18 protein-coding genes and 1 tRNA gene are annotated in these 24,168 nt (G+C 47.5%); 10 read left to right on the plus strand and 9 right to left on the minus strand.

Going from position 1 to position 24,168, the window contains the following annotated elements:
• Positions 1-7: 7 nt before the first annotated feature.
• Positions 8-2,851, plus strand: a complete 2,844-nt coding sequence (gene glnE / locus AC3AP5_RS01775) for a bifunctional [glutamate--ammonia ligase]-adenylyl-L-tyrosine phosphorylase/[glutamate--ammonia-ligase] adenylyltransferase (RefSeq protein WP_487326935.1) — start codon at positions 8-10, stop codon at positions 2,849-2,851.
• On the opposite strand, the gene lpxL is transcribed toward glnE, so the two are convergent.
• Positions 2,848-3,774 carry an LpxL/LpxP family Kdo(2)-lipid IV(A) lauroyl/palmitoleoyl acyltransferase gene (gene lpxL / locus AC3AP5_RS01780; RefSeq protein ID WP_006956102.1) on the minus strand — a complete coding sequence of 309 codons (927 nt, stop codon included), beginning with the start codon at positions 3,772-3,774 and terminating at the stop codon, positions 2,848-2,850. The two genes, glnE and lpxL, sit on opposite strands and share 4 nt — an antisense overlap.
• Before the next feature lie 110 nt (positions 3,775-3,884).
• Positions 3,885-5,246, minus strand: a complete 1,362-nt coding sequence (gene tolC / locus AC3AP5_RS01785) for an outer membrane channel protein TolC (RefSeq protein ID WP_286682134.1) — start codon at positions 5,244-5,246, stop codon at positions 3,885-3,887.
• 214 nt (positions 5,247-5,460) lie between these two features.
• Here tolC and AC3AP5_RS01790 point away from each other — a divergent pair, with 214 nt between their 5' ends.
• From AC3AP5_RS01790 to parC, 4 genes are all read left to right on the plus strand, one after another.
• The gene (locus AC3AP5_RS01790; protein WP_272977943.1) at positions 5,461-6,069 is read left to right on the plus strand and encodes an NUDIX domain-containing protein; all 609 of its coding nucleotides are present in this window, start codon (positions 5,461-5,463) and stop codon (positions 6,067-6,069) included.
• 21 nt (positions 6,070-6,090) lie between these two features.
• Positions 6,091-6,543 carry a DUF1249 domain-containing protein gene (locus tag AC3AP5_RS01795; protein WP_487326936.1) on the plus strand — a complete coding sequence of 151 codons (453 nt, stop codon included), beginning with the start codon at positions 6,091-6,093 and terminating at the stop codon, positions 6,541-6,543.
• A gap of 85 nt (positions 6,544-6,628) precedes the next feature.
• A complete protein-coding gene (parE, locus tag AC3AP5_RS01800; RefSeq protein ID WP_006956982.1) occupies positions 6,629-8,521 on the plus strand; it encodes a DNA topoisomerase IV subunit B in 1,893 nt (630 codons plus the stop codon).
• A 43-nt stretch (positions 8,522-8,564) separates the two neighbouring features.
• Positions 8,565-10,847: a DNA topoisomerase IV subunit A gene (gene parC, locus AC3AP5_RS01805; protein WP_006956981.1), complete on the plus strand. Its 2,283-nt coding sequence runs from the start codon at positions 8,565-8,567 to the stop codon at positions 10,845-10,847.
• Positions 10,848-10,849: 2 nt separating this feature from the next.
• Here parC and AC3AP5_RS01810 read toward each other — a convergent pair whose 3' ends face one another.
• Positions 10,850-11,950: an HD-GYP domain-containing protein gene (locus AC3AP5_RS01810; protein WP_006956980.1), complete on the minus strand. Its 1,101-nt coding sequence runs from the start codon at positions 11,948-11,950 to the stop codon at positions 10,850-10,852.
• Positions 11,951-12,032: 82 nt separating this feature from the next.
• Here AC3AP5_RS01810 and AC3AP5_RS01815 point away from each other — a divergent pair, with 82 nt between their 5' ends.
• Both AC3AP5_RS01815 and rraB read left to right on the plus strand, forming a co-directional pair.
• Positions 12,033-12,767, plus strand: a complete 735-nt coding sequence (locus AC3AP5_RS01815; RefSeq protein WP_272978734.1) for a 1-acylglycerol-3-phosphate O-acyltransferase — start codon at positions 12,033-12,035, stop codon at positions 12,765-12,767.
• Positions 12,764-13,135 (plus strand): ribonuclease E inhibitor RraB, encoded by a 372-nt coding sequence (gene rraB / locus AC3AP5_RS01820; protein ID WP_487326937.1) that lies wholly within the window; start codon positions 12,764-12,766, stop codon positions 13,133-13,135. The genes AC3AP5_RS01815 and rraB overlap by 4 nt, the downstream gene beginning before the upstream one ends.
• Positions 13,136-13,154: 19 nt before the next feature.
• Here rraB and AC3AP5_RS01825 read toward each other — a convergent pair whose 3' ends face one another.
• From AC3AP5_RS01825 to pepA, 4 genes are all read right to left on the minus strand, one after another.
• Positions 13,155-13,592 carry a hemerythrin domain-containing protein gene (locus tag AC3AP5_RS01825; protein ID WP_487326938.1) on the minus strand — a complete coding sequence of 146 codons (438 nt, stop codon included), beginning with the start codon at positions 13,590-13,592 and terminating at the stop codon, positions 13,155-13,157.
• Between the two features lie 101 nt (positions 13,593-13,693).
• The gene (locus AC3AP5_RS01830) at positions 13,694-16,543 is read right to left on the minus strand and encodes a valine--tRNA ligase (RefSeq protein WP_487326939.1); all 2,850 of its coding nucleotides are present in this window, start codon (positions 16,541-16,543) and stop codon (positions 13,694-13,696) included.
• A 7-nt stretch (positions 16,544-16,550) separates the two neighbouring features.
• Positions 16,551-16,997, minus strand: a complete 447-nt coding sequence (locus AC3AP5_RS01835) for a DNA polymerase III subunit chi (RefSeq protein WP_487326940.1) — start codon at positions 16,995-16,997, stop codon at positions 16,551-16,553.
• A 2-nt stretch (positions 16,998-16,999) separates the two neighbouring features.
• A complete protein-coding gene (gene pepA, locus AC3AP5_RS01840) occupies positions 17,000-18,508 on the minus strand; it encodes a leucyl aminopeptidase (protein WP_487326941.1) in 1,509 nt (502 codons plus the stop codon).
• Between the two features lie 134 nt (positions 18,509-18,642).
• Here pepA and lptF point away from each other — a divergent pair, with 134 nt between their 5' ends.
• Positions 18,643-19,758 carry an LPS export ABC transporter permease LptF gene (gene lptF / locus AC3AP5_RS01845; RefSeq protein ID WP_006956973.1) on the plus strand — a complete coding sequence of 372 codons (1,116 nt, stop codon included), beginning with the start codon at positions 18,643-18,645 and terminating at the stop codon, positions 19,756-19,758.
• A 2-nt stretch (positions 19,759-19,760) separates the two neighbouring features.
• Positions 19,761-20,828, plus strand: coding sequence for an LPS export ABC transporter permease LptG (gene lptG, locus AC3AP5_RS01850; protein ID WP_006956972.1), 1,068 nt, complete (start codon positions 19,761-19,763; stop codon positions 20,826-20,828).
• On the opposite strand, the gene AC3AP5_RS01855 is transcribed toward lptG, so the two are convergent.
• On the minus strand, positions 20,825-21,334 hold the full coding sequence (locus tag AC3AP5_RS01855) for an RDD family protein (protein ID WP_040488268.1): 510 nt from the start codon (positions 21,332-21,334) through the stop codon (positions 20,825-20,827). The two genes, lptG and AC3AP5_RS01855, sit on opposite strands and share 4 nt — an antisense overlap.
• A gap of 184 nt (positions 21,335-21,518) precedes the next feature.
• On the opposite strand from AC3AP5_RS01855, the gene AC3AP5_RS01860 reads away from it, so the two are divergent.
• Positions 21,519-21,605 (plus strand) — tRNA-Leu (locus AC3AP5_RS01860).
• Positions 21,606-21,756: 151 nt separating this feature from the next.
• On the opposite strand, the gene katG is transcribed toward AC3AP5_RS01860, so the two are convergent.
• On the minus strand, positions 21,757-24,021 hold the full coding sequence (gene katG, locus AC3AP5_RS01865; RefSeq protein ID WP_487326942.1) for a catalase/peroxidase HPI: 2,265 nt from the start codon (positions 24,019-24,021) through the stop codon (positions 21,757-21,759).
• Positions 24,022-24,168: the final 147 nt, after the last annotated feature.

Consider the following 24,168-nt stretch of genomic DNA (forward strand, 5'->3'; position numbering starts at 1 on the left):
GGTGACCATGCAAAACCGATTAGACCGAGTACCGGCAAAACACTTTATTGAAGCCTCGGAGCCAGTTTGGCAGCGTATTCACGAGCAGATCCGTTTACCGCAAGGCATGCTCAATTCACTACGTCATGGTGTCGCCGTCTCCTCTTTTATTGGCGAGGTAGCTGAGCGGTATCCCGAAGCGTTAGCCGCAGCGTGGCTTGAACCGATTTCGGCAAATGAGATTCGAGCGGCTTTTTTAACTCATATTGCAGCGGTTGAGTCCGAGAATGAACTAAAAGCTGCTGTGAGGCGATTCAGGCATGCTCACATGGCAGCGAGTGCGCTATTAGAATGGCAAGGTCAACGCAGCTTAGCTGAATCACTCGCCTTTTATTCGGAACTCGCCGATACATTGATTATCGAATCATTACACTGGCTTGAACAGCGCTTTTATCAACGTTTAGGGCGTCCGCTCGATATTGATGGCGAACTGCAGCATCTTTATGTGCTCGGTATGGGCAAGCTCGGCGGTCGTGAGCTCAACTTTTCCTCTGATATCGATCTTATTTTTTATTATCCAGAGCAGGGTGAAACACAGGGCGGCTCGCGGTCGGTAGAAAACTCCGTGTTTTTTACTCGGTTAGCTCAGGCGTTAATCGCTGTTTTGGATGAAAACACGTTTGATGGTCAAGCGTTTCGTGTCGATATGCGGCTTCGGCCTTTTGGACAGTCAGGCCCGCTGGTCACGAGCTTAGCGGCTTTAGAGCATTACTATCAGGAGCAAGGGCGTGACTGGGAACGCTATGCGATGGTAAAGGCACGGCTGCTCAATCGTTTAGGCAAGAAGCAGACAAATGCATTTCAAGAACTCATCCGGCCGTTTGTCTACAGACGTTACATTGATTTCGGTGCTATTGAAGCGCTGCGCAAAATGAAGCTTCTGATTACTCAGGAGACCAGGCGACAGGGCGCACAGGGTAATATTAAGTTAGCAGCGGGTGGGATACGAGAAGTTGAGTTCATTGCCCAAGCCCATCAGTTGATCCGTGGTGGACGCGAGAAGTCGTTACAAACGCGCTCAATCTATCGTGCATACGAGGCAATGGTCAACCTCGACATCTTCCAAGGGTCAGTGGCAAAACGTCTACTGCAAGCCTATGAGTTGCTTCGTGAAGTTGAACATCGACTGCAACAATTAGCTGATGAGCAAACGCAAAAGCTACCTCACGATGAATCAGCGCAAGAGAAACTTGCTTATCTCATGGGTGAGGAAGACTTTGCTCAGCTTGAGCAACGCATTGTTCAAGCGATGGACTTTATTCACAATGAATTTAAGCAAGTGGTAGGTGAAGGATCTGAGTGCGACGAGGAAGAGCAAAGTCTACAAGTGCTATGGCAAGATATGCTCGAAGACGACGCGGCACTGGAAATTATTGCTGCAGAAGGTGAGCAAGATGTTGACGGTATCTGGCGTTTAATCAAGCAATTTCGCAGTGAAGCTCGTAAGCGAAGTTCGGGGCCGCGAGGTCGAGCCGCATTAGCGCGTTTAATGCCATTGTTATTTCGGCAGATGATAGCGCAACCTCAATCGATGACGATTCTTGAGCGTGTGCTTACTGTTATTCGCGCCATTATGAGTAGAACAGCTTACATTGAGTTGTTGGCCGAAAACCCAGGCGCCCGAGTTCAACTTTGTCGTCTGTGTGCCGCTTCACCGTGGGTTTCGCAGCAATTGGCACTGCATCCTATTCTACTCGACGAGCTGATCGATCCGCAGCACTTGTACCAACTACCTGATTTGACTGATTACCCAAGCGTACTCAATGAGTTTCTGATACGCACGCCCGAAGATGATTTAGAGTCACAAATGGATGCGTTACGGCAAGCGAAACAGGTGTTGCAGCTTAAAATTGCGGCTGCGGATATCACGGGTGGCTTAGAGCTTATGAAAGTAAGTGACCACTTGAGTTATTTGGCTCAGGCGGTGACCGCAGAAGTCGTGCATCTGGCTTGGCGACAAATGGCGCAGCGTCACGGCACACCGCCAGGACGTTCGATACAGGATACGGGCTTTGGCGTACTGGCATACGGTAAGCTAGGGGGGTTGGAGCTCGGATATGGCTCAGATCTTGATTTGGTCTTTGTGACTCACGCGCAGTACGAAGGCTACACTGATGGTGCCAAACCTATCGAAGTGCAACAATTTTACTTGCGATTGGCGCAGCGTATTCTGCACTTATTTACTACACGAACCGTGGCGGGAGTTTTATACGAGGTTGATTTACGCTTAAGACCCTCTGGTCAAGCTGGCTTATTGGTAACGCAGTTAGATTCGTTTATCCGCTACTTACGCGATGATGCATGGACTTGGGAGTTGCAGGCTTTGGTGCGTGCGCGCCCGATATACGGGACCGATGCTGTGCAAGCTGACTTACAAGATATCCGTTGCGCCATTTTGTCGCGTACGCGAGAAGCAACTAGCTTACGGGAAGATATTCTTGCGATGCGCCAAAAGATGCGGGCACATCTTTCAAGCGGGGGCACTCACTTCGATATCAAGCAAGATCCAGGCGGGATAGCGGACATCGAGTTTATTGCGCAGTATCTAGTACTCAACTATGCGCATGATTATCCACAATTGACCGAGTATTCGGACAATATTCGTATCCTAACTTGCGCCGAACAGTGTCATTTAATCGATCCTGTGGAAGCACAAGATCTTATCAACGCGTATCAAATTTTTCGCTGTGAGAGCCATGCGTTGGCATTACAGGGCGAAGATGCGTTAAGCCAACACGACTTAACCACAGAGCGTGATGCGGTTCGTCGTGTTTGGTCGCGTTTACTGAGCGCAAATGCGAGCGGCATTTAGCTGTAGTAGCTCGGCATATCCTCTTGGGGTCGTGTTTTGAAGCGTCGATGGACCCATAGGTACTGTTCAGGCGCTTTCAATACGGCTTGCTCAACCAGTTGGTTAATGAGCGTTGCGTCGGCGAGGTCATCGCCTATCGGGAAGTTGACTAACTTAGGCTCGTAGTAAACATCGTAGCCCGTGCCATCTTCACGTCGAACGCAACGACTGACAATAACGTTGCAGTTTTTGTGGTTGGCGAACAGCATGGTGCCGGTGGTTGTAGAAGCGTCAGGGACTGCGAAAAAGGGAGCGAATACGACGCGGCGACGGCCATAGTCTTGATCCGGTAAATAACCGGCTATTTCACCGTTCTTGATAGCATTGACCATGCCTTTTACATCGCGACGTTGGATCATATACTTGTTTGAACGCGCGCGCCCTTTAGTCTGTAAGTACTCCATAACGGCATTGTTGTGAGGACGATAGAGTCCAACTGCAGGCTCAACAAAGCCGTGTAAACGTGCATGAACCTCTAAACTCAAGAAGTGGAACAAGAGCATTAATACGCCTTTGCCGCCTTCTTGAGCATCTCTTAGGTTTTCTTCGCCATGGACGTGCAGCTTGCGTTTGATACGCCAATTCGGCCACCACCACGCGATACCCACTTCGAAATAGGCGATTCCCGTATTTTCTAAGTTTTTCTTAACTAATCGTTCGATCTCATCGGCCGGTTTATCGGGAAATGCCAGTGCTAAGTTACGGCGTGCAATGGCGACTCGACGCGGTAACGCCTTCATTAACAATCGGCCCAAGCCTTTACCCATGGCGATCTGTAGGCGATACGGTAACCATGAAACAGAATAAAGGAAAATAACACCGAGCCAAGTTAGCCAGAACTTAGGGTGTAAAAAATAGAGTTTAAACTTGGGTTGTTCGATCACGGACACAGTTCTTATTTTGGAACGAATAATACGTAGATTAACACAAATCAAAAACGTGCAGTGAACCGACCATTCACTGCACGTTCAGTGTTGAAGCTTAATTGAACGACTTATTCAGCCGCCGTGCTATCAACATTTTCAGAGAGGCTTTCGTTGATGGCTTGCAAATCATCAGCTTGCAATTCCCCAACCGTTTGTTCGAGGTTGATACGCTGACGAATATAGCCGTAGCGTGCCTGCGCTAGATTACGGCGTGCATCGAACAAATTACGGGTACTGTTAAGTACATCGACGATAGTCCGAGTACCCACTTCAAAGCCTGCTTCCGTTGCTTTTAGTGCACTCTCGGCTGAGGTTACTGCTTGCTGGAATGCACGGATACTCGCAATTGATGCATTGACCTCGTAGTAGGCATTGCGAACTTGACGCTCAACCGAGCGCTGAGTTTCCACCATTGATTGGCTTGCAGCAACATAGTTGTCGCGTGCCTGAGCAACTTGTGATGAGGTCCGGAAACCGCTGAAGATTGGTACAGAAACTTTTACACCAATAGAGCGCGTGTCAAGTCGAGGTAAGTCTATGGTGGTACCGTCGATCGTGGTTTCACTGTCTTGAGTACTGTAGCTTGCTGTTAAGCCAACAGTCGGGTAGTGACCGGCTTGATTAACTTCGATCTGCTGCTCGGCGATGTCAACATTCACCATGCTTTGCATGAGATTTAGATTGTTATTTTCAGCCTTTTTAACCCAACGGAGGACTTCCGCAGGCTGAGGGTCAGAAGGCGAAAAAGTATCGGTATTGAGACCGGCTAAGGATTGCGGATACTGACCTGTGATTTCGCGAATATTTTCCATCGCAATTTCAACGGCGTTACGCGCTTGAATTTCGCGAGCAACAGCGCTGTCATATTGAGCCTGCGCTTCATGAACGTCAGTAATCGCAGTCAGACCGACTGAAAACCGTTGTTTAGTCTGTTCTAGCTGGCGCTCGATTGCTCGTTTTTCAGATTGGGCAAAGGCTAAGTCGTCTTTTGCTTGCAGTGCACCAAAGTAGGCGTTTACGACGCGTAAGCGCAATGATTGTTCCGCGGCTTGATAAGCGACTTCAGCGCGATAGGCTTGTTTGTTAGCGATATCTGACTCTTTCCATGTGCTCCAGTCAAAAATGTTTTGATTTAAGCTAACGCCAGCGCTCCAGCCATTTGAATCGCGCTTGTATGTGCCTAAGCCTGGCTGGAATGATTCTGATGAAGAATCACTGATGCCAACTTCGCCCGCGATCTGTGGCCAGAATGCGGAATTAGCGATATCGACGTTCTTTTGTGCGGCATCACGCTCGGCGGCTGCCCGGAGTAAAGCTGGATCGTTCTTCACAGCTAACTGGTATACGTCACGTAAATCTTCTGCGCTGGTAGTAAAACTCGCTGTGGCTAGCGCTAAGCCAACAGTAATGGACACTAAATGTTTTTTCATTGCTAACGTTGCCCTGTGCTGATGGTATTCGACAGTGTAATCAGTGTATGAGTCGCTTTGAATATTCAATAAGTTTACATACACGTTTGAATGATTACCAGTTTAAACTTAATCTGGCTTAACTTTAAGCGAAAGAAGGTTTCAGATCACGCTTAAGTGTAACAGAATGTATGCAAATAGATGAGCTGCTTCTTTTTAGCGTTAGTTAGGAGTCATGGTGAAACAGTTTAGTAAAGATGATGTTCAAATTGAAAGTAAAGATTCACTTTATAAGGGATTTTTGTCGGTAAACCAGTACACACTCAAACATAAATTGTTTGCTGGCGGGTGGGGACCCTCGATTACGCGCGAACTGATGGAGCGCGGTGATGCCGTAGTGGTGATTCCCTATGACCCAATCACTCAGGAACTCGTGGTTTTAGAGCAGTTTCGTATGGGAGCTATGAAAAACGAATACGGTCCTTGGTTGTTAGAGTTTGTTGCTGGCATGTTTGATGGCGATGAAACGCCCGAACAAGTGGCGCATCGTGAATTATTTGAAGAGGCGGGGCTGCGCGCTAAGCAGTTAGTCAAAGCATTGAGTTATTATTCAAGCCCCGGGGGGACTGACGAGCGCTTAACTATTTATATTGCTGAAGTCGATGCCAGCCAAGCGGCTGAGCTAGCAGGAGTCGAGTCGGAACATGAGGATATCCGCGTGCACGTCAAACCCTTCGAAAGCGTGATAGAATGGTTAGAGCAAGGGCGCATTAATAATGCAGCTAGTGTGATTGGTCTACAATGGCTTCAATTACATATTAATAAGCTACCATTTGCCAAATAATTAAGGTGTAAAGCGTCGACTATGAGAGATGAGCGGTACGTTATTGATGTAGCTGAGTTACATCGTATTAATGAACGCAACTATGCCGGGTTGGTACGACTTGTACCGGACTCAGAACACCCACATGTCATTCGTGCTGGCGCGCACCTAACGTTTGAAATTACTCAGTTGAGTGAGTCAAAATACACCAGTGATGTCCGCATTGCGCAAAAGCGAGAGCATTGGTCAGCTGATTACTTACTGACACAACTCGACGTGCGTCTATATCATGATGTTCGGATGGCAGAGGTGCTCTCGAGTCAGGGGGTGAGTCGGCTGCGTGTAAACTATCAGCAGCCCAATCCAGAAATGCGACATCCTGATGAAAAACATCAAGTGAATCAGTTCCTAACAGATTGGTTGATGCTCATTAAAACGCGTGGACAAGTGCCGATGCTACGCTTAGATAAATTTTTACCACACGACTTCAAATAGACCGATAATAGCGGTACATTGAATCCACAATAATAACCATATACACGACAATGTGTCGCGCTGGTCCAAAAATTAGATCATAACCATGACAGATTATAAATCCGATTCGATCGAGGTCTTAAACGGCCTTGAGCCGGTCCAACGTCGACCGGGTATGTATACAGACACGTCGCGCCCTAACCATCTTGGCCAAGAAGTTATCGATAACAGTGTCGACGAAGCGCTCGCAGGGCATGCTAAAACCATTACAGTGGTATTACACAAAGATCAGTCACTCGAAGTGACTGACGATGGTCGAGGCATGCCTGTTGATATTCACCCAGAGGAGAAAATCCCCGGCGTGGAGCTGATAATGAGTAAGCTCCATGCGGGTGGGAAATTCTCTAATAAGAACTATCAATTTTCAGGTGGTCTTCATGGCGTCGGTATTTCGGTTGTTAACGCGTTATCCAAACGCGTCGAAATAACGATTCGCCGTGACAGTCAAGTGTACGAAATGGCGTTTGAAAACGGTGACAAAGTTTCAGAACTGGACGTCACCGGTACCTGTGGTAAACGTAATACGGGCACCCGCGTTCACTTTTGGCCCGATGAACAGTATTTCGACTCAAGTAAATTTTCAGTTTTAAAGCTGACCCATCTGCTACGTGCAAAAGCGGTTCTTTGTCCGGGATTGACCATTCGCTTTATCAATCATGTTGACGGCGAGGAAACAAGCTGGTTTTACGAGGATGGCTTAACGGACTACTTACGAGAAGCCGTTGAAGAATACCCCACACTGCCGGAGGCGCCCTTTGACGGGAGCTTTGTCAGTAAAACTGAGGCGGCAGAATGGGCAGTGACTTGGTTACCAGAAGGTGGTGAAGCGGTTACTGAAAGTTATGTGAACTTAATTCCCACTGCTTTAGGCGGCACGCACGTCAATGGCTTGCGACAAGGTTTGTTAGAAGCCATGCGAGAATTCTGTGAATTCCGTAATTTAACGCCGCGCGGTGTTAAATTGACGCCTGATGATGTGTGGGAGCGGTGTAGTTATATTCTTTCACTGAAGATGGAAGACCCGCAATTTGCCGGGCAGACTAAAGAACGTTTGTCGTCTCGCCAGTCGGCGAGTTTTGTTTCAGGTGTCGTAAAAGATTCATTCAGCCTGTGGCTCAATGAGCATACCGAACAAGCTGAGGCGCTTGCAGAACTTTGTATCTCTAATGCGCAGCGTCGCTTGAAAGCCAGTAAAAAGGTTGTTCGTAAAAAAGTAACGTCTGGCCCTGCACTTCCCGGCAAGCTGACAGACTGCTCGGGTCAAGACAGTGAGCGTAGTGAGCTATTTTTGGTCGAGGGTGACTCTGCAGGCGGCTCAGCTAAACAGGCGCGCGATCGTGAGTTTCAAGCGGTGATGCCGTTACGAGGAAAAATTCTCAATACCTGGGAGGTCGACCCAGAACAGATCCTTGCTTCCCAAGAAATACACGATATATCCGTCGCCGTGGGGGTTGATCCGAACTCGGTGGATTTGGACAAGCTGAGATACAACAAGATTTGTATTCTTGCTGATGCTGACTCGGATGGTCTGCATATCGCCACCTTATTGTGCGCTTTGTTCGTAAAACACTTCCGACCCTTGGTCGAAAATGGGCATATCTTTGTGGCAATGCCTCCGCTGTATCGCATTGATGTTGGCAAAGATGTGTTCTATGCCCTTGATGAAGGCGAGAAGCAGGGCATTCTTGATCGTATCGAAGCGGAGAAGCGCAAAGGAAAAGTCAACGTGCAGCGCTTCAAAGGGTTAGGTGAAATGAACCCATTGACACTCCGTGAAACGACCATGGACCCTAATACCCGTCGACTCGTACAGCTCACTATTGACGATGCTGAGGCGATGGAGGAATTGATGGATATGTTATTAGCGAAAAAGCGTGCAGCCGATCGTCGTACTTGGCTAGAGAGCAAAGGCAATATGGCCGATTTGGCAGAATTATAAAAATGACCACTGCGCGAAATGAATTTAAATGGAGAACAGCTCAATGTCGAGTGAAGTAACCGAACGCACACCGCTGAGTAAGTTTACTGAGGATGCGTACCTCAACTACTCGATGTACGTCATTATGGACCGTGCGCTACCGCATATTGGCGATGGCCTAAAGCCGGTGCAACGTCGAATTATTTACGCAATGTCAGAGCTCGGGCTTTCGGCTCTGGCTAAATATAAAAAGTCTGCTCGTACCGTGGGTGATGTACTTGGTAAGTTTCATCCGCATGGTGATAGCGCCTGTTATGAAGCAATGGTACTGATGGCGCAACCATTTAGCTATCGTCACCCACTCGTTGATGGTCAAGGAAACTGGGGATCGCCGGATGATCCTAAGTCGTTCGCTGCCATGCGTTACACCGAAGCTAAGTTATCGCACTTTAGCGAGGTACTGTTGAGCGAGCTTGGGCAAGGCACGGTCGACTGGATTCCCAACTTTGATGGCACGATGCGCGAGCCGAAAATGTTACCGGCACGCTTACCCCATATTCTGCTTAATGGGGTTACTGGTATTGCTGTCGGTATGGCAACAGATATTCCGCCGCATAATGCCCGTGAAGTGGCTAATGCATGTGCGTTATTAATTGATAGGCCGAGCGCAGATTTAGATGAGGTGATGGAGCACTTACAAGGACCTGACTATCCAACGGACGCGGAAATTATCACGCCGAAAGCGGATCTAAAAAAGCTTTACGAATCGGGGCGTGGGACGATAAAAATGCGTGCTAAGTATCATCTTGAAGAAAACGAGATCGTACTCACTGCATTACCTCATCAAGCTTCTGGCGCGAAAGTGTTGGAACAGATAGCCGCACAGATGCAAGCCAAAAAACTGCCCTTAGTTTCTGACTTACGTGATGAATCAGACCACGAAAACCCTACTCGTTTGGTCGTGGTGCCGCGCTCGAATCGTGTTGATACAGAGCAGTTGATGAAGCACTTGTTTGCTACCACAGATCTCGAGAAGCAGTACCGTGTAAACCTTAATATCCTTGGCTTGGATGGTCGGCCACAAGTTAAACCTCTGGTCGGTATTTTGGGTGAGTGGCTAGAGTTCCGTAAGCAAACGGTAACGCGGCGATTGCAATACCGTCTCGACAAAGTAGAAGCGCGTTTGCATATTTTGCAGGGTCTATTAATAGCGTTTTTGAATATTGACGAAGTCATTGAAATTATTCGTTATGAAGACGAGCCGAAAAAAGAACTAATCAAGCGTTTCGCGCTGACGGATACTCAGGCAGAAGCTATTCTGGAGTTGAAATTACGCCATTTAGCGCGTTTAGAAGAAATGAAGTTAAAGGGCGAGCAAGAGGAGCTTGAAAAAGAGCGTGAAAAACTCTCACAGCTACTCAACTCAGACCGTCGCTTAAAAACTCTTATCAAAAAAGAAATTCTTGCTGATGCCGAGAAGTATGGCGACGAGCGTCGTTCGCCTCTAGTTGAACGCGCTGAAGCTAAAGCTCTCAGTGAAACCGAACTTACGCCTGCTGAAGCGGTGACCGTAGTGCTCTCTGCTAAAGGCTGGGTGCGTTGTGCCAAAGGGCATGATGTCGATGGCGAGAAACTGAGCTACAAGTCGGGCGACAGTTTCCAAGCAGCAGCTCAGGGCAAAAGCAACCTACCGGTCGTATTTCTTGATACATCGGGGCGCAGCTATTCTTGCGAAGCCCATTCATTGCCCTCGGCTCGAAGCCAAGGTGAACCGTTAACAGGCCGTTTTAATATGGTGGCGGGAGAAATGGTTCAGCATGCACTGATGGCTAGAGACGAACAGTATTATCTACTAAGTTCTGACGCTGGTTATGGTTTTGTGTGTCAGTTTAAAGATTTAGTTTCACGCAATAAAAATGGTAAGGCGATCCTGACGCTACCCACAGGGGCCAAGGTAATGCCGCCTGTAGAGGTAAAAGATACCGCACAAGCACAGGTGATAGTTGTGTCCAATGAGGGACGCATGCTGGTGTTTCCGATAGCTGACCTACCACAGTTAGCAAAAGGTAAAGGTAACAAAATGATCAGTATTCCAACATTGCGAGCTCAGTCGCGGGAGGAGTATGTGGTCGCAGTGAGTGTTGCAAGCCCAGAGAGCACGGTAACTTTGCATGCAGGCCGCCGTAAGTTGACACTGAAGCCTGCTGATCTTGCGCATTACCATGGTGAACGTGGTCGTCGAGGCAATAAATTACCGCGTGGTCTACAACGTGTCGATAGGATCGAAGTAGAGGCGGTTAGTAACACGATCGACTCATCATCGGAAACCGATGCGAGCGAGGATTAAATCTAGAGCGTCCGTTTTACTCTAATGAGTTCAGTCATCGCTTCATTAAATACAGTCACCCAATAGGGACACAGTTGTGTCCCTGCTAACCGTTTTATTTCAGCGTGGGCTCGGCTATACGGTCTCTTTAAATGATGATTATGGGCGCGTTCATGGGTCATAGCGTCAAATGTGTCAACAATCGCTAATATTTTAGCGCCATCGCAGATGTCGGATTGTTTGAGTCCATTGGGGTAACCCTCTCCGTCGACTCGCTCATGATGTTGTAACACCATTTGTTTTGCTTTTTGCCATTGTGGTAGATTTTCGAGTAACTTGGCTGACAGGTAAACATGCGTTTTTAACGTGTTACTTTGCGCATCTGATAACGCATCTTTCGCATGAAGAATGGACAGAGGTAAAAACGACATTCCGAAGTCGTGTACAAAGCATGCGGCTGTTAATTGTCTATCATCAACTGGTGAGCCTGCATGTCTGTTAATAATTAGGGCAAGTTTTAGTTGGCGTTGGGCTCTACCTTGCCAATAACTTGAACGTTGTTCCGCATGAGTTATGAGTGATTCAAAGAACGATAAGTCCGCTTCTGCATTGTCTTGGGCATTGAGGGTATAAGTTGGCTTATTATTGAGGTCGGCGGTGATAACTAGCTCAGGCGCTAGCGTTACTAGAACTTTTCGTAAAGCGGTATCAATATGTTTGTAGTCCAGTGCTTGGCATAGTCCAATTACCCGTTGATAGCGCTGGTCTGGATACTCAACTCGAACACTGTCTTTACAAGATTGAACAAAGTTGTAAACGTGATCGATTAAGTTAAATACGATGTCACCCATGCTCGCGTTAAAAGAGAATCGTTGATTGCGAACGTCGTCCAGCAGATTTTCAACAGCACCGATGAGCGGTATTAAGGGGGTAAGCCCGATAATGCCTAAGTCGCCTTTGATGGTATGGATCGCGCGGTACAGTGATGCTTGGTGAGAAACGGAGTCTGGCGAAGACTCTAGAGCAATTACGCTGTTCTCTGCTTGTTGATGGAGCTCTTTAATCTCATCCATAAGCTCGATATAAACATCGGTTGAGATATCGGGTCGGGTAAATAGAGCCATAGCTTACCTAATATTTGACTGATCGGAGTTTTATTTTGAATAAACACGATATACTAGCCGAGCAAAACAACAAGGAGTAATGATGTTAGCTGCGATACGCTGGATATTTTTAGGGATCTTTATCGTCCTATTCGGAGTTATCGGCTGTATATTCTGTATATTAAGGCCATTTCATCGTAATAATACATACGTATGGGCACGTATCTTCGGCTCGGTTACACGCATATTGGGTGTAAAACTCGAGGTCAAGGTGCACCCTGATGTACCGCCGGGCGGGCCTTATGTCTATATTTGCAACCATCAAAATAGCTGGGAAATTTTTACTATTGCGGCGATGCTACCGCCAAATACCGTCACGGTCGGCAAAAAAAGTCTGCGTTACATCCCATTCTTCGGTCAATTATACTGGCTCGCCGGCAATATTCTAATTGATAGAAAGAATAAAGGGCGTGCACACGGCACGATTGCGCAAACGGCTGATGCGATTAAACGTAGAGATATTTCAGTGTGGATGTTTCCTGAAGGAACGCGAAGTTATGGAAGAGGGCTGCTTCCATTTAAAAATGGCGCGTTTCACACCGCACTAAAAGCTCAAGTAAATATTGTTCCCGTATGTGTTTCAAATTTACACGAAAAGATTAAAATGAATCGTTGGAGCAACGGTGTATTAAAAATAGAGTTCCTTGAACCTATTAACATAGCCAATTACTCAAAAGAATCACTACGACAACTCTCTCGTGAGACTCACGAGGTGATGAAGAACAAAATTGCTCTACTAGATAAACACGTCAGTGAAAATGATGAAGGAAATTTATGAGTTCAATGCTAGATGTCTTGCTCAAGCAGAGTAATGAAACAATTGATGCCATGCTAGAAGATGGTGTCGATCCAAGTGAATACTATTTAATAGAGCATCATTTGGCGTCACAGGACTTTACCAAGCTCGAAAAGGCCGCTGTAGAAATGGTAAAAGAAGGCTATCACGTTGATGATGCGGACGAGTTTGAGGACGAGCAAGGCGAGCGGTGGTTTGCTTTTGCAGCTTCCACAGAAAGTACGCTTGACCGAGATGTCCTTTCGCGTCAAATTCGCGAGATTTTAGTCGTGGCTGAAGAATGTGAAGTTGAGTACGACGGTTGGGGTACTTTCCTTGACGAAGACGAGGAAGATTTCGAGGACGAATAATTCGTCCTCGAACTTATTGCTATATACCTTGTTGATCCATTTCTGAGCGATAGTCACTACCTAACTCTGATTTTTGTTGGGTGCTAAGCACCTTACCTGCCTGCTGAAAAAAGCCCTGTTCTTCGTCTTCGAGGTGGTGAAGCACTTTATGTTTAAGGCTTTTCAAGTGCTGAAGCCAAGCTGGCGATGACATATCGGTTTGCTCTATCGTCTCAATGAGCTCGTCAATCTCGTGGTGTTCAGCAATACCGTGACGTGATAAGTCGACGGTACTATCGTTGTTAATCAATGGTGAGTAGAAATACCTTTCTTCAGCCGTAGCATGTGCTTGAAGTTGCGCTTTCAAAACGTTGAATTGGGTGCGACGTTCTGCTTCATCCCCCTGCGTGTCGCTCAAGTTGTCCAACAATGCGCGCTGCTTATCATGATCGGTCTTAAGTTCGTCAAAGATATTCATTGCTCTCTCCTTAAGTTAAGCGGTTTATGTTCTACGCAGAGAGATGATAATTGGATGAAAAAAGGCGCCATAAAGGCGCCTTCACTTATGCTCGAAACCTATTACAGAGAGGCTATTTTAGCGTGCTGCTGCTTGATTTGAGCTAACGCTTCTTCAGCTTCTGCCAGCTTCTCACGCTCTTTAGCAATGACGGCCTCAGGTGCCTTACTCACGAAGTTTTCGTTACTGAGCTTGCCGCTTAGACGCTTTTGCTCTTGCTCGGCTTTTTGCAGGGCTTTATCGAGACGTTTTAACTCGGCGTCCTTGTCAATTAAGCCAGCCATCGGGATGTGCAACTGCATACTATCCACAAGGCTTGTCATACTTGCTGGCGGCTCATCGCCTTCATTCAAGTAGTCGATTTGCTCAAGTTTGGCCAGGCTCTGCAAGAATGTTCTGTTGGCTTCAATACGGCCCCGTGCCATCTCATCATAATGGGATATTAGCAACGGTAATGGTTTGTTAGGCGATAAATCCATCTCACCACGGATATTTCGGATCGCCAAGATCACCCGTTTTAACCATTCCATGTCCTGCATCGCTTGATGATCGACATCGGCGTTTGCTTGTGGGAACGGCTGCAACATAATCGTTTCACCCTCAACCCCGGCCAACGGTTTGACACGATGCCAAATAGTCTCGGTGATATAAGGCAACACAGGATGCAGTAGTCGTAATAGTTGCTCGAGTACAGTGACCAAGGTACGGCGCGTGCCACGTTGCTCTGCTTCAGTACCATTATTAAGTACGGGCTTGGTTAACTCTAAATACCAGTCACAGAACTGGTTCCAAGTAAACTCGTAAGCAATCGCTGCGGCTTGGTCAAACCGATAGGTATCGAGTGCATGACGGAACTCTTTAACAGTGTGGTTGAAGCGCGCAATAATCCACTCATCTGCGAGCGATAAGCGATAGTCTTCACCCGACTGGCCGCAATCATGTTCTTCCGTGTTCATCAACACATAGCGGCTAGCGTTCCATAACTTATTACAGAAGTTGCGATAACCCTCAAGACGTTTCATATCCCAGTTAATATCACGACCCGTCGAAGCCAGCGCAGTTAAGGTGAAACGCAATGCATCGGTACCGTGTGCAGTGATGCCGTCAGGGAATTGTTTGCGTGTAGCCTTAGCAATTTTCTCGCGCATTTTAGGTTGCATTAGGTTAGCGGTACGCTTTTCGACTAATGCATCAGCGCTAATGCCGTCGATCATGTCTAATGGATCCAGTACGTTACCTTTCGACTTAGACATCTTCTGGCCTTCTTCATCGCGAATAAGCCCAGTGACATAGACCTTTTTGAAGGGGACCTGAGGCTGACCATTTTCATCTTTCAGGAAGTGCATGGTCATCATAATCATGCGCGCAACCCAGAAGAAAATAATATCAAAACCGGTGACCAGCACATCAGTCGGGTGGAACGTTTTTAAATCGTCAGTTTGCTCTGGCCAACCTAGCGTCGAGAAAGTCCAAAGCGCAGAGGAGAACCAGGTATCGAGGACATCATCATCTTGAGACAACTTGATGTCGCCTAGGTCGTTTTCTTTGCGCACCTCTTCCTCAGAACGTCCAACATAGACGTTACCTTGTTCGTCGTACCATGCTGGAATGCGGTGTCCCCACCACAATTGACGTGAAATACACCAGTCCTGGATGTCACGCATCCAACTGAAGTACATATTCTCGTATTGTTTGGGTACGAACTCGATGCGACCATCTTCAACAGCTTCAGTCGCCTGTTTAGCTAATGATTCAACACGCACATACCACTGATCAGTCAAATGGGGTTCAATTGGTACGCCGCCGCGGTCGCCGTAAGGCACCTTGTTGGTATGCTTCTCAATCTTATCGAGGAGCTCGAGCTCTTCAAACGCGGCGATGATTTGTTTACGTGCTTCAAAGCGTTCAAGCCCTGCAAACTGTTGAGGCAGTTCGCCCTTAAACTCACCAAGCGACTCAACCGCTTCTCCTTTGCTCGTATACAAACCCGCAGTACTTAAAACATGTGCCGTATCATCAAGTACCGCAATCATGCCCAGTTCGTTGCGTTTACCGATTTCATAGTCATTAAAGTCATGAGCAGGGGTAATTTTAACGCAGCCAGTACCGAACTCACGGTCAACATAGTCATCGGCAATGATTGGAATTCTGCGATTAACGAGTGGTAGCTCAATGTGCTTGCCGACTAAGTGTTTGTAACGCGCGTCTTCTGGATGCACGGCAACACAAACATCTCCCAGCATCGTCTCGGGTCGAGTCGTTGCGACAACCAAATAATCTTTACCGTCTTCCGTTTTCTCGCCATCCGCTAGCGGATAACGCAGATGCCAGATGTGACCCTGCTGCTCTTTATTTTCAACTTCGAGATCGGAAATTGCTGTTTGTAACTTTGGATCCCAATTAACCAAGCGCTTGCCACGGTAAATAAGACCTTCTTTGTGAAGCTTTACGAAGACTTCTAGCACTGCTTTAGACAGACCTTCATCCATCGTAAAACGCTCGCGATCCCAGTCGACAGAATCACCTAAGCGACGCATTTGTGAGGTGATAGTGCCGCCAGACTCTTGCTTCCACTCCCAGACTTTGTCGATAAACGCTTCACGCCCTAAATCGGCGCGATTTTTGCCTTCTGCTGCGAGTTGACGCTCAACAACCATTTGGGTTGCAATGCCCGCGTGGTCGGAGCCGACCTGCCATAATGTGTTTTTCCCGTCCATCCGCTGATAGCGGGTCAGGATATCCATAATGGTGTGTTGGAACGCGTGACCCATGTGCAAGCTACCTGTCACATTGGGGGGCGGGATCATAATTGAGTATGCATCACCTTCGCCAGAAGGCTTAAAATAGCCTTTGCTTTCCCACGTTTGATATAACGATTCTTCAATGTCTTTAGGAGAGTACGTCTTGTCCATAATGGCCTTAATTGTGCTTTGCTGTTAACGGCTCGGTGCGCATTTGGCATCCGCGAGCACGATAATGTTTGTATCGCTCTCGTGCGACGGCTTTTTCATCTTCGGGCGCCGGCACAAGGTCAAAAATATGTTGGCTGCGTTGTGCAATCTCTGGCACTTGGCTCGCCAAGTTAAACAGAGCCATGCCTGTACGCGGTTGTTGCTCTGACTGACGCCATGAGAGCGTCACCGGCGCACCGTTCGGCAAGGCTTCACCTACTAACGCATGGGGGATAAACCCATCGGCAGGCCGCTGCCATAACAGTTCATCGAACAGTTCGGCCTGCTGCTGATCCTCGCATACCACAAGCAATTTGCGATACTGACGAAAAAGATCGGCGATTTTATCGCAAATCAGGTTATTTTTCTCGTCTTCGTTGGTCGTTTGTACTAAAAAAAACGTTGCACTGGGCATAACTAGTCGTTTGCATCCACTTGTTGGCAGCGGTTGATCAAAAACTGGCTAAGCAAGGGGACAGGACGGCCAGTCGAACCTTTATTAGCGCCACCACTCCAGGCGGTGCCCGCGATATCCATATGCGCCCAGTTATATTTGCGCGTAAACCGAGATAAGAAACAAGCGGCAGTAATGGTACCGGCTTCTTTACCGCCAATGTTTTGCATGTCAGCGAAAGGGCTATCCAATTGCGATTGGTATTCGTCCCACAGTGGTAAACGCCATGCTTTATCGCCACTTTGTGACGCCGCATTTAAAATTTCGCTGGCTAATGGGTTGTGCTGACTTAACACTGCTGAGGCGTGTGAACCCAACGCCACTACGCAAGCGCCGGTTAAAGTCGCCAAGTCGATAACAAGCTCTGGCTCAAAGCGCTCAACATACGTGAGCGTATCGCATAAAACCAATCGGCCCTCAGCATCGGTATTTAGCACTTCAACAGTTTGGCCGCTCATGGTGGTGAGAATGTCACCCGGTCGATACGCTTTACCATCGGGCATATTTTCGCAGCCGGCCATCACACCAATCACGTTAATAGGTAACTGCATTTCAGCCAACGCTTGCATCGCTCCAAAGACGCCGGCAGCGCCACCCATATCGTATTTCATTTCGTCCATATTGGCGGACGGTTTAATTGAAATCCCCCCTGAGTCAAAGGTCAGTCCCTTACCGACTAAAACTATAGGCGCCTGATCGTCAGCGGCTCCTTTATAATGCATCAGTGTAAGTACTGACTCATGCTCAGAGCCACGACCGACGGCTAGGTAAGCGTTCATACCGAGCTCGGCCATTTCCTTCTCCTCAACCGTGGTTACTTCCAGTTGAGCATATTTTTCTGCCAAGGCATGGGCTTGTTCGGCTAAATAGCGCGGAGTACAGATGTTAGGCGGCATATTGGCAACGTCACGACATTTATCCATACCTGCGGCAACGGCTAAACCGTGGTTAATCGCTTGCTCACCAATGGTTAATTCTTTGCGACTCGGTACGTTAAATGTGAGTTTGCGTAATGGCCTACGCGGTTCTTCTTTTTTTGTTTTCAGCTGATTAAAGCTATAGATCGTTTGGTGCGCAGCTTCGACCGCCATACGTACTTTCCAATAAGTATCACGGCCTTTTACATGTAACTCACTTAAGAAACAAACCGCTTCCATTGAGCCCGTTTCGTTTAGTGTATTAATCGTCTTAGCTATAATCTGCTTATACTGACGTTCATCAAGCTCGCGCTCCTTACCGCAACCGACGAGCAATACGCGTTCTGCGAGAACATTAGGGACGTGATGAAGTAAGAGCACTTGACCGGTCTTGCCCTCTAAGTCTCCCCGTCGTAAAAGGTTACTAAGATAACCTTCACTGACGTTATCAAGTTGTTCTGCGACACCGGATAATCTCCGCGGTTCGAAGACACCCACAACGATACACGCGGAACGTTGTTTTTCTGGGTTGCCACTTTTTACGCTGAACTCCATGGACTGTGCTCCTATTTCGGTAGGCCGCAAGGACTGCTATAGTTAGCCTAATAAACAAATTTGTTGTTAAAATAACAAGTTTACTTAAAAATCACAGCTATTCCAGTAAAAACCAAAGTTATGAGTCGAGCAACGTGCGCATTTTTAAATATTTGATTGCTGAGACATTAAAGTCTCAAATCGCGGTATTGGTTGTACTGATGACGATATTTGTCAGTCAAAAATTTGTTCGCGTACTGTCGGATGCGTCAGAAGGCGATATTCCTAGTTCTATTATTTTTCAGTTGTTATCGCTGAATCTACCGGCGCTACTGGCACTGATCATCCCATTGAGCTTATTTCTGGGCATTTTATTGGCTCACGGACGCATCTATGCAGACAACGAAATGACGGTATTACATGCCTGTGGCGTCAGTGAGTGGTATGTGACTCGAGTGACACTGGTTGTTGCGGTGATACTGGCTCTATTGACTGCGGCGTTGACTATGTACGTTGTGCCCTGGTCATTGGAGCAAGAGCAAAAAATTGAGGACAAGGCTCGCGCGGATAGTGGATTAACAGCCCTTATTCCAGGTCGCTTTCAGCAATCTAGCAATGGCAAGGCAGTCATTTTTATTCAAAGCCAAGATGATCAAGGTGATTTGCAGAATGTGTTTGTGGCGCAGCATCAGGCAGAGCAGGGACGTATTCGCTCCGGTAGCGTGGTGGTTTCAACCTCGGGTGAAGTGAATACTGAAAGCTCTGGCTCTCAGTGGTTAGAGCTGCGCGACGGTAAACGCTTTGCAGGCGATGGTGAACATTACCAGTTGATGAGTTTCGAGCAGTATAGGTTGCAAATCAAAGAGCAACCTGTAGATGAACAGTTACGAGATCTAGAAGCTTATACTGTCAATGAGTTGTGGCAGGAACAATCAAATGCGGCAGCGGCTGAGCTGCAATGGCGTATAGCAATACCCTTGGCAATGCCATTATTGACACTGATTGCTGTTCCATTAAGCCGAGTCAATCCGAGACAAGGTAAATTCGCGCGAATGGCGCCGGCTATTTTAATTTATCTAGGATATTTTCTTGTTCTCATGGCTGCCAAATCGGCGGTACGGGATGGAGTTATCCCAACCTTTATCGGTCTGTGGTGGATACATGTTGCTTTGCTGGTATTCGGTATTGCGTTGCTCAGCCGAGCACGACCTGTCGGGTTGAGATTTTGGGCACACTTGATGTTCTGGCGTCAGCGAAACCGGAGAGTGTAACGATGTTTAGTATCTTGGATCGCTATATTGGCGCGACAGTTCTCAAAACCTCGCTAATGAGTTTAATCGTACTGACCGGGCTTTCGGGGTTAATACGTTTTGTCGAGCAACTCAAGTCGGTCGGACGAGGTAGTTATGAGGTGATCGACGCGGCGCTGTTTGTTTTTTACAGTATTCCGCGTGATGTTGAAGTTTTCTTTCCGATGGCTGCATTACTGGGTGGCTTAATAGGTATGGGGGTGCTGGCGAGTAACTCTGAGCTTATCGTGATGCAAGCCGCGGGTCGCTCAAAGCTTAATATTGCTGGTGCGGTGATGAAAACTGCAGTTGTTATGATGATTGCTGTAATTGCTATTGGAGAATGGGTTGCGCCTCCGATGGAAGCTAAAGGTCGGCTAATCCGTGCACAAGAAATCTCCGGAGGTAGTCTTATTTCCGCTCAACGTGGCGTCTGGGCGAAAGATGGCGATGATTTTATTAATATTTCGGAAGTTGAAGACACCGGACGTTTGAATGGCGTGCTGATTTACGACTTTGATGGACAACAGCAACTCGAAACAGTCACATACGCTCAGACGGCTGTGTATAGTAATGAGTCTTGGCGTTTAAGCCAGGTGGTCGAGACTCGACTTACACAACAAAAAGTGATTGAAAAACGCCTTGATAGCACTGTGTGGCAATCAAGCCTGACACCGGATAAATTGGGCGTCGTCACTATAAAACCGGAGTCATTATCAATATCGGGACTGATTGATTATCTCACCTACCTTAAGTCGAACGAGCAGTCTGCTCAGCGTTACGAGTTGGCGTTGTGGCGTAAGGTCTTATCACCGGTGACTGTGGCGGTGATGTTACTGGTCGCATTGTCCTTTATTTTTGGCCCATTACGGGAAACCAGTATGGGAGCGCGTATACTGTTGGGCGTAATTACAGGATTTGCGTTTCATGTCAGTAACGAAATTTTTGGTCCCCTAGCACAAGTCTACCAGGTGCCGGCGGTGCTAGGGGCCTTGTTGCCGAGCTTAGTCTTTGCCAGTGTTGCTATTTTTGTCATGCAGAGGAAGAGCTAAAGCTCTTTCCAATAAAATAGCTGGTTAGCTTCTTTTGATAGAGTGACCAGCTCTGTTTTTGCGGCGTAATCTTGCCAAGCTCGGCGGTGTTTTAAGTCCACGAGAACCCAGATATTTCCTACGCCCAACATGCATGTCAAAAGCCTTATAATTACCTGTTTGTAAGTGAGTCGAGAACCGTCTCGTTGTTGTAATTTTAAGCGCCAAGCTCGCATGCCTACGGTCTGACCCGATGTTTTCCAGAAGTAACCAAAAAACACCGCTAAGACGGTTAACAGAAAAATTGTGAGCCAAGGACCTTGGTCAATAAACTCCGCATGATCCATACCTTCCGGTAATGTGAGCCAGCCTAAGCTGGTGGCGATAGCTGACGCTCCGAGCGCGAGTGCGGTGGCAAGCATAACCATCGCACAAGCGACTAAAAAATCGTAAATCCATGCGGCAAACCGACGAAGAAAGTTTGCTGATGGAAAACTCGCATGCAGTTTTTGAGCTTCTGATGGCATATTTTTATCCATAACAACCTGTAACGGGGAGAGTTTACCATGACCCGGACCGACGCGCAGTAGGATGGTTCGGTTAAGGAATGACCAAACAAACTTAAAACCGAAAAAATTCTGCAATATTTGCTTGATTAGAAAGATGTCACGGGTATAATCCCCTCCGTCGACCAAGACAACCTATCTTAATGCCGAGGTGGCGGAATTGGTAGACGCAGTGGATTCAAAATCCACCGCTGGTAACAGCGTGGGGGTTCAAGTCCCCCCCTCGGCACCAAGCTTCTAGTAAGCTCTTCCTATCACGTTTTCAATGCTAATCTAACGTTTCAGCCGACACTCATTACTACCCAATGACTTTCACTCGGTGAAATAAAAATGCCGGCTCATTGTTTCCAATCAACCGGCAGGCAGATTCGTTGTATTAACGGTTAGGACTTTTCTAGATCAAAGCGATCGAGCTGCATCACTTTAACCCATGCATTTATAAAGTCGTCGACGAACTTGTCTTTTGAGTCATCAAGGGCATAAATTTCCGCCACTGCACGTAACTCGGAGTTCGAACCAAAAATTAAGTCGACCGTCGTTGCGGTGTACTTTGGCTCACCCGTAGTGCGGTCACGACCAATGTATAGCGACTCGTCATCCTGAGAGGGTTCCCATTGTGTATCCATACTCAGCAAGTTTACGAAAAAGTCGTTGTTGAGTGTACCTGGCTGCTCCGTGAAAACTCCGTGCTCAGTACCTTTATAGTTCGCCCCTAAACTGCGTAAGCCTCCCAATAAAACGGTCAGTTCTGGGACAGTTAAGTCGAGCGTATCGGCTTTATCCACCATCATTTGCGCTGGATTCAAACGGCTCTCTTCACTGTAATAGTTTCGAAAAGCGTCTGCGGTTGGCTCCAAGAACTCAAATGACTGCACGTCGGTTATCTCTTGGGTCGCATCTGCGCGTCCAGGTATGAAAGGTACCTTTACGCGATAGCCCGCATCTTCAGCTGCTTTTTCGATAGCAGCGGCACCTGCCAGCACGATAGTATCCGCTAGAGATATTTGCTTATTGCCAGAGAGCGATTGATTGAACTCAGCACGAATGCGCTTAAGTTCATTCAGTACTCGCCTCAACTCTTCAGGGTTATTCGCTTCCCAGTTTATTTGTGGTTCCAAAGCGATCCGCGCGCCATTGGCTCCGCCGCGCATATCTGTGGCACGGAAGCTTGAAGCCGCTGCCCAGGCGGTACGAACGAGTTCTGGCACCGTCAGTTTGCTGGCCAAGATCTGTTTTTTTAACTCGCTAATTTCGCTTTCGTTAATCAGCGTGTAATCGACTTTAGGGATTGGGTCTTGCCAAATCAGGTCTTCTTTAGGTGCCATACTGCCAAGGTATCGTGCTTTGGGACCCATATCGCGGTGGGTCAATTTAAACCAAGCTTTAGCAAACGCAAGTTCGAATTCTTCTGGGTTTTCGTGAAAACGCTTCGCGATTTTGCGATATTCAGGGTCGAACTTTAGTGCGAGATCGGTAGTAAACATGATAGGCGCGTGACGCTTACCTTCGACGTGTGCATCGGGTACCATATTAGCCGCTTGACCATCTTTAGGTATCCATTGAATAGCGCCCGCTGGACTGCGCGTCTGTTCCCAGTCGAAACCAAACAAATTATCCAAGTATTGGGTCGTCCACGCAGTAGGATTGACCGACCATGCACCTTCTAAGCCACTGGTGATCGTGTCCTCAGCATTACCTTTTCCGCAACTATTCTTCCAACCGAGACCTTGTTGTTCTACGGGGGCGGCAGCAGGTTCAGCGCCTAAGCATTCTTCAGGTTTGTGCGCGCCGTGCGCTTTACCAAACGTATGTCCGCCGGCGATCAATGCAACGGTTTCCTCATCGTTCATCGCCATGCGTCCGAACGTGTCACGAATATCTTTTGCGGCGAGCAGTGGATCGGGGTTGCCATTTGGACCTTCTGGGTTGACGTAAATTAGCCCCATTTGTACCGCGGCTAATGGGTTATCGAGTTTACGTTCACCTTTATAGCGTTTGTCACCGAGCCACTCGGTTTCAGGTCCCCAGTAAACAATATCAGGCTCCCAGGCATCTTCACGACCGCCAGCAAAACCGTAGGTCTTAAAGCCCATTGATTCGAGCGCTACGTTGCCTGTCAGTACCATCAAATCAGCCCAAGAAATATTGCGGCCGTATTTTTGCTTCACTGGCCATAACAGACGACGTGCTTTATCCAAACTAACGTTGTCGGGCCAGCTATTAAGCGGCTCAAAGCGTTGTTGCGCTCCCGCAGCACCGCCGCGTCCATCTTGTACACGATAGGTGCCCGCACCGTGCCATGCCATGCGAATAAAGAAAGGGCCATAATGTCCATAATCGGCTGGCCACCAATCTTGATCCGATGTCATCAGCGCTTCGATGTCCTTTTTAACCGCTTCTAGATCAAGTGCATTAAAGGCCTCTGCATAATCAAAATCGGCATCGAGTGGGTTGGACTCGGGGCTGTGCTGGCGCAGAGGTTCCAAATTTAGTTTGTTTGGCCACCAAAAGCTATTTTCCTTAGCTTGCTCGGTTTGCTGCATATTCTTGTGGTAGTTATGACCTTGCTGCGCTAATGCTTGACCCGATAAAGTCAGTGCTACAGCGGCCGACACCAGTGAGATACTCATTTTTCGTGTGACACTCATTTTGTTAACCTCATGTTGACTGTTTAACCATTTTCGCAATGTAATATAGACCAGTTTTATGGATATATCCCTTGGTTTCTGATTGTTAAAAACGATTAATCTAATCGGTATTTCACACTTCGCACCACTTAACCTGGTATGCCCCCG

It is taken from the genome of Idiomarina sp. D18 (genome assembly GCF_057748155.1).

Excerpts from the sequence above, each read along its gene's own strand:
- tolC (WP_286682134.1), bottom strand. The coding sequence starts at position 5,246 with ATGAAAAAACATTTAGTGTCCATTACTGTTGGCTTAGCGCTAGCCACA.
- AC3AP5_RS01795 (WP_487326936.1), top strand. The coding sequence starts at position 6,091 with ATGAGAGATGAGCGGTACGTTATTGATGTAGCTGAGTTACATCGTATT.
- katG (WP_487326942.1), bottom strand. The coding sequence starts at position 24,021 with ATGAGTGTCACACGAAAAATGAGTATCTCACTGGTGTCGGCCGCTGTA.
- AC3AP5_RS01835 (WP_487326940.1), bottom strand. The coding sequence starts at position 16,997 with ATGCCCAGTGCAACGTTTTTTTTAGTACAAACGACCAACGAAGACGAG.
- AC3AP5_RS01810 (WP_006956980.1), bottom strand. The coding sequence starts at position 11,950 with ATGGCTCTATTTACCCGACCCGATATCTCAACCGATGTTTATATCGAG.
- AC3AP5_RS01830 (WP_487326939.1), bottom strand. The coding sequence starts at position 16,543 with ATGGACAAGACGTACTCTCCTAAAGACATTGAAGAATCGTTATATCAA.
- AC3AP5_RS01815 (WP_272978734.1), top strand. The coding sequence starts at position 12,033 with ATGTTAGCTGCGATACGCTGGATATTTTTAGGGATCTTTATCGTCCTA.
- parE (WP_006956982.1), top strand. The coding sequence starts at position 6,629 with ATGACAGATTATAAATCCGATTCGATCGAGGTCTTAAACGGCCTTGAG.
- pepA (WP_487326941.1), bottom strand. The coding sequence starts at position 18,508 with ATGGAGTTCAGCGTAAAAAGTGGCAACCCAGAAAAACAACGTTCCGCG.
- lptG (WP_006956972.1), top strand. The coding sequence starts at position 19,761 with ATGTTTAGTATCTTGGATCGCTATATTGGCGCGACAGTTCTCAAAACC.
- AC3AP5_RS01825 (WP_487326938.1), bottom strand. The coding sequence starts at position 13,592 with ATGAATATCTTTGACGAACTTAAGACCGATCATGATAAGCAGCGCGCA.
- parC (WP_006956981.1), top strand. The coding sequence starts at position 8,565 with ATGTCGAGTGAAGTAACCGAACGCACACCGCTGAGTAAGTTTACTGAG.
- rraB (WP_487326937.1), top strand. The coding sequence starts at position 12,764 with ATGAGTTCAATGCTAGATGTCTTGCTCAAGCAGAGTAATGAAACAATT.
- AC3AP5_RS01790 (WP_272977943.1), top strand. The coding sequence starts at position 5,461 with ATGGTGAAACAGTTTAGTAAAGATGATGTTCAAATTGAAAGTAAAGAT.
- AC3AP5_RS01855 (WP_040488268.1), bottom strand. The coding sequence starts at position 21,334 with ATGCCATCAGAAGCTCAAAAACTGCATGCGAGTTTTCCATCAGCAAAC.
- glnE (WP_487326935.1), top strand. The coding sequence starts at position 8 with ATGCAAAACCGATTAGACCGAGTACCGGCAAAACACTTTATTGAAGCC.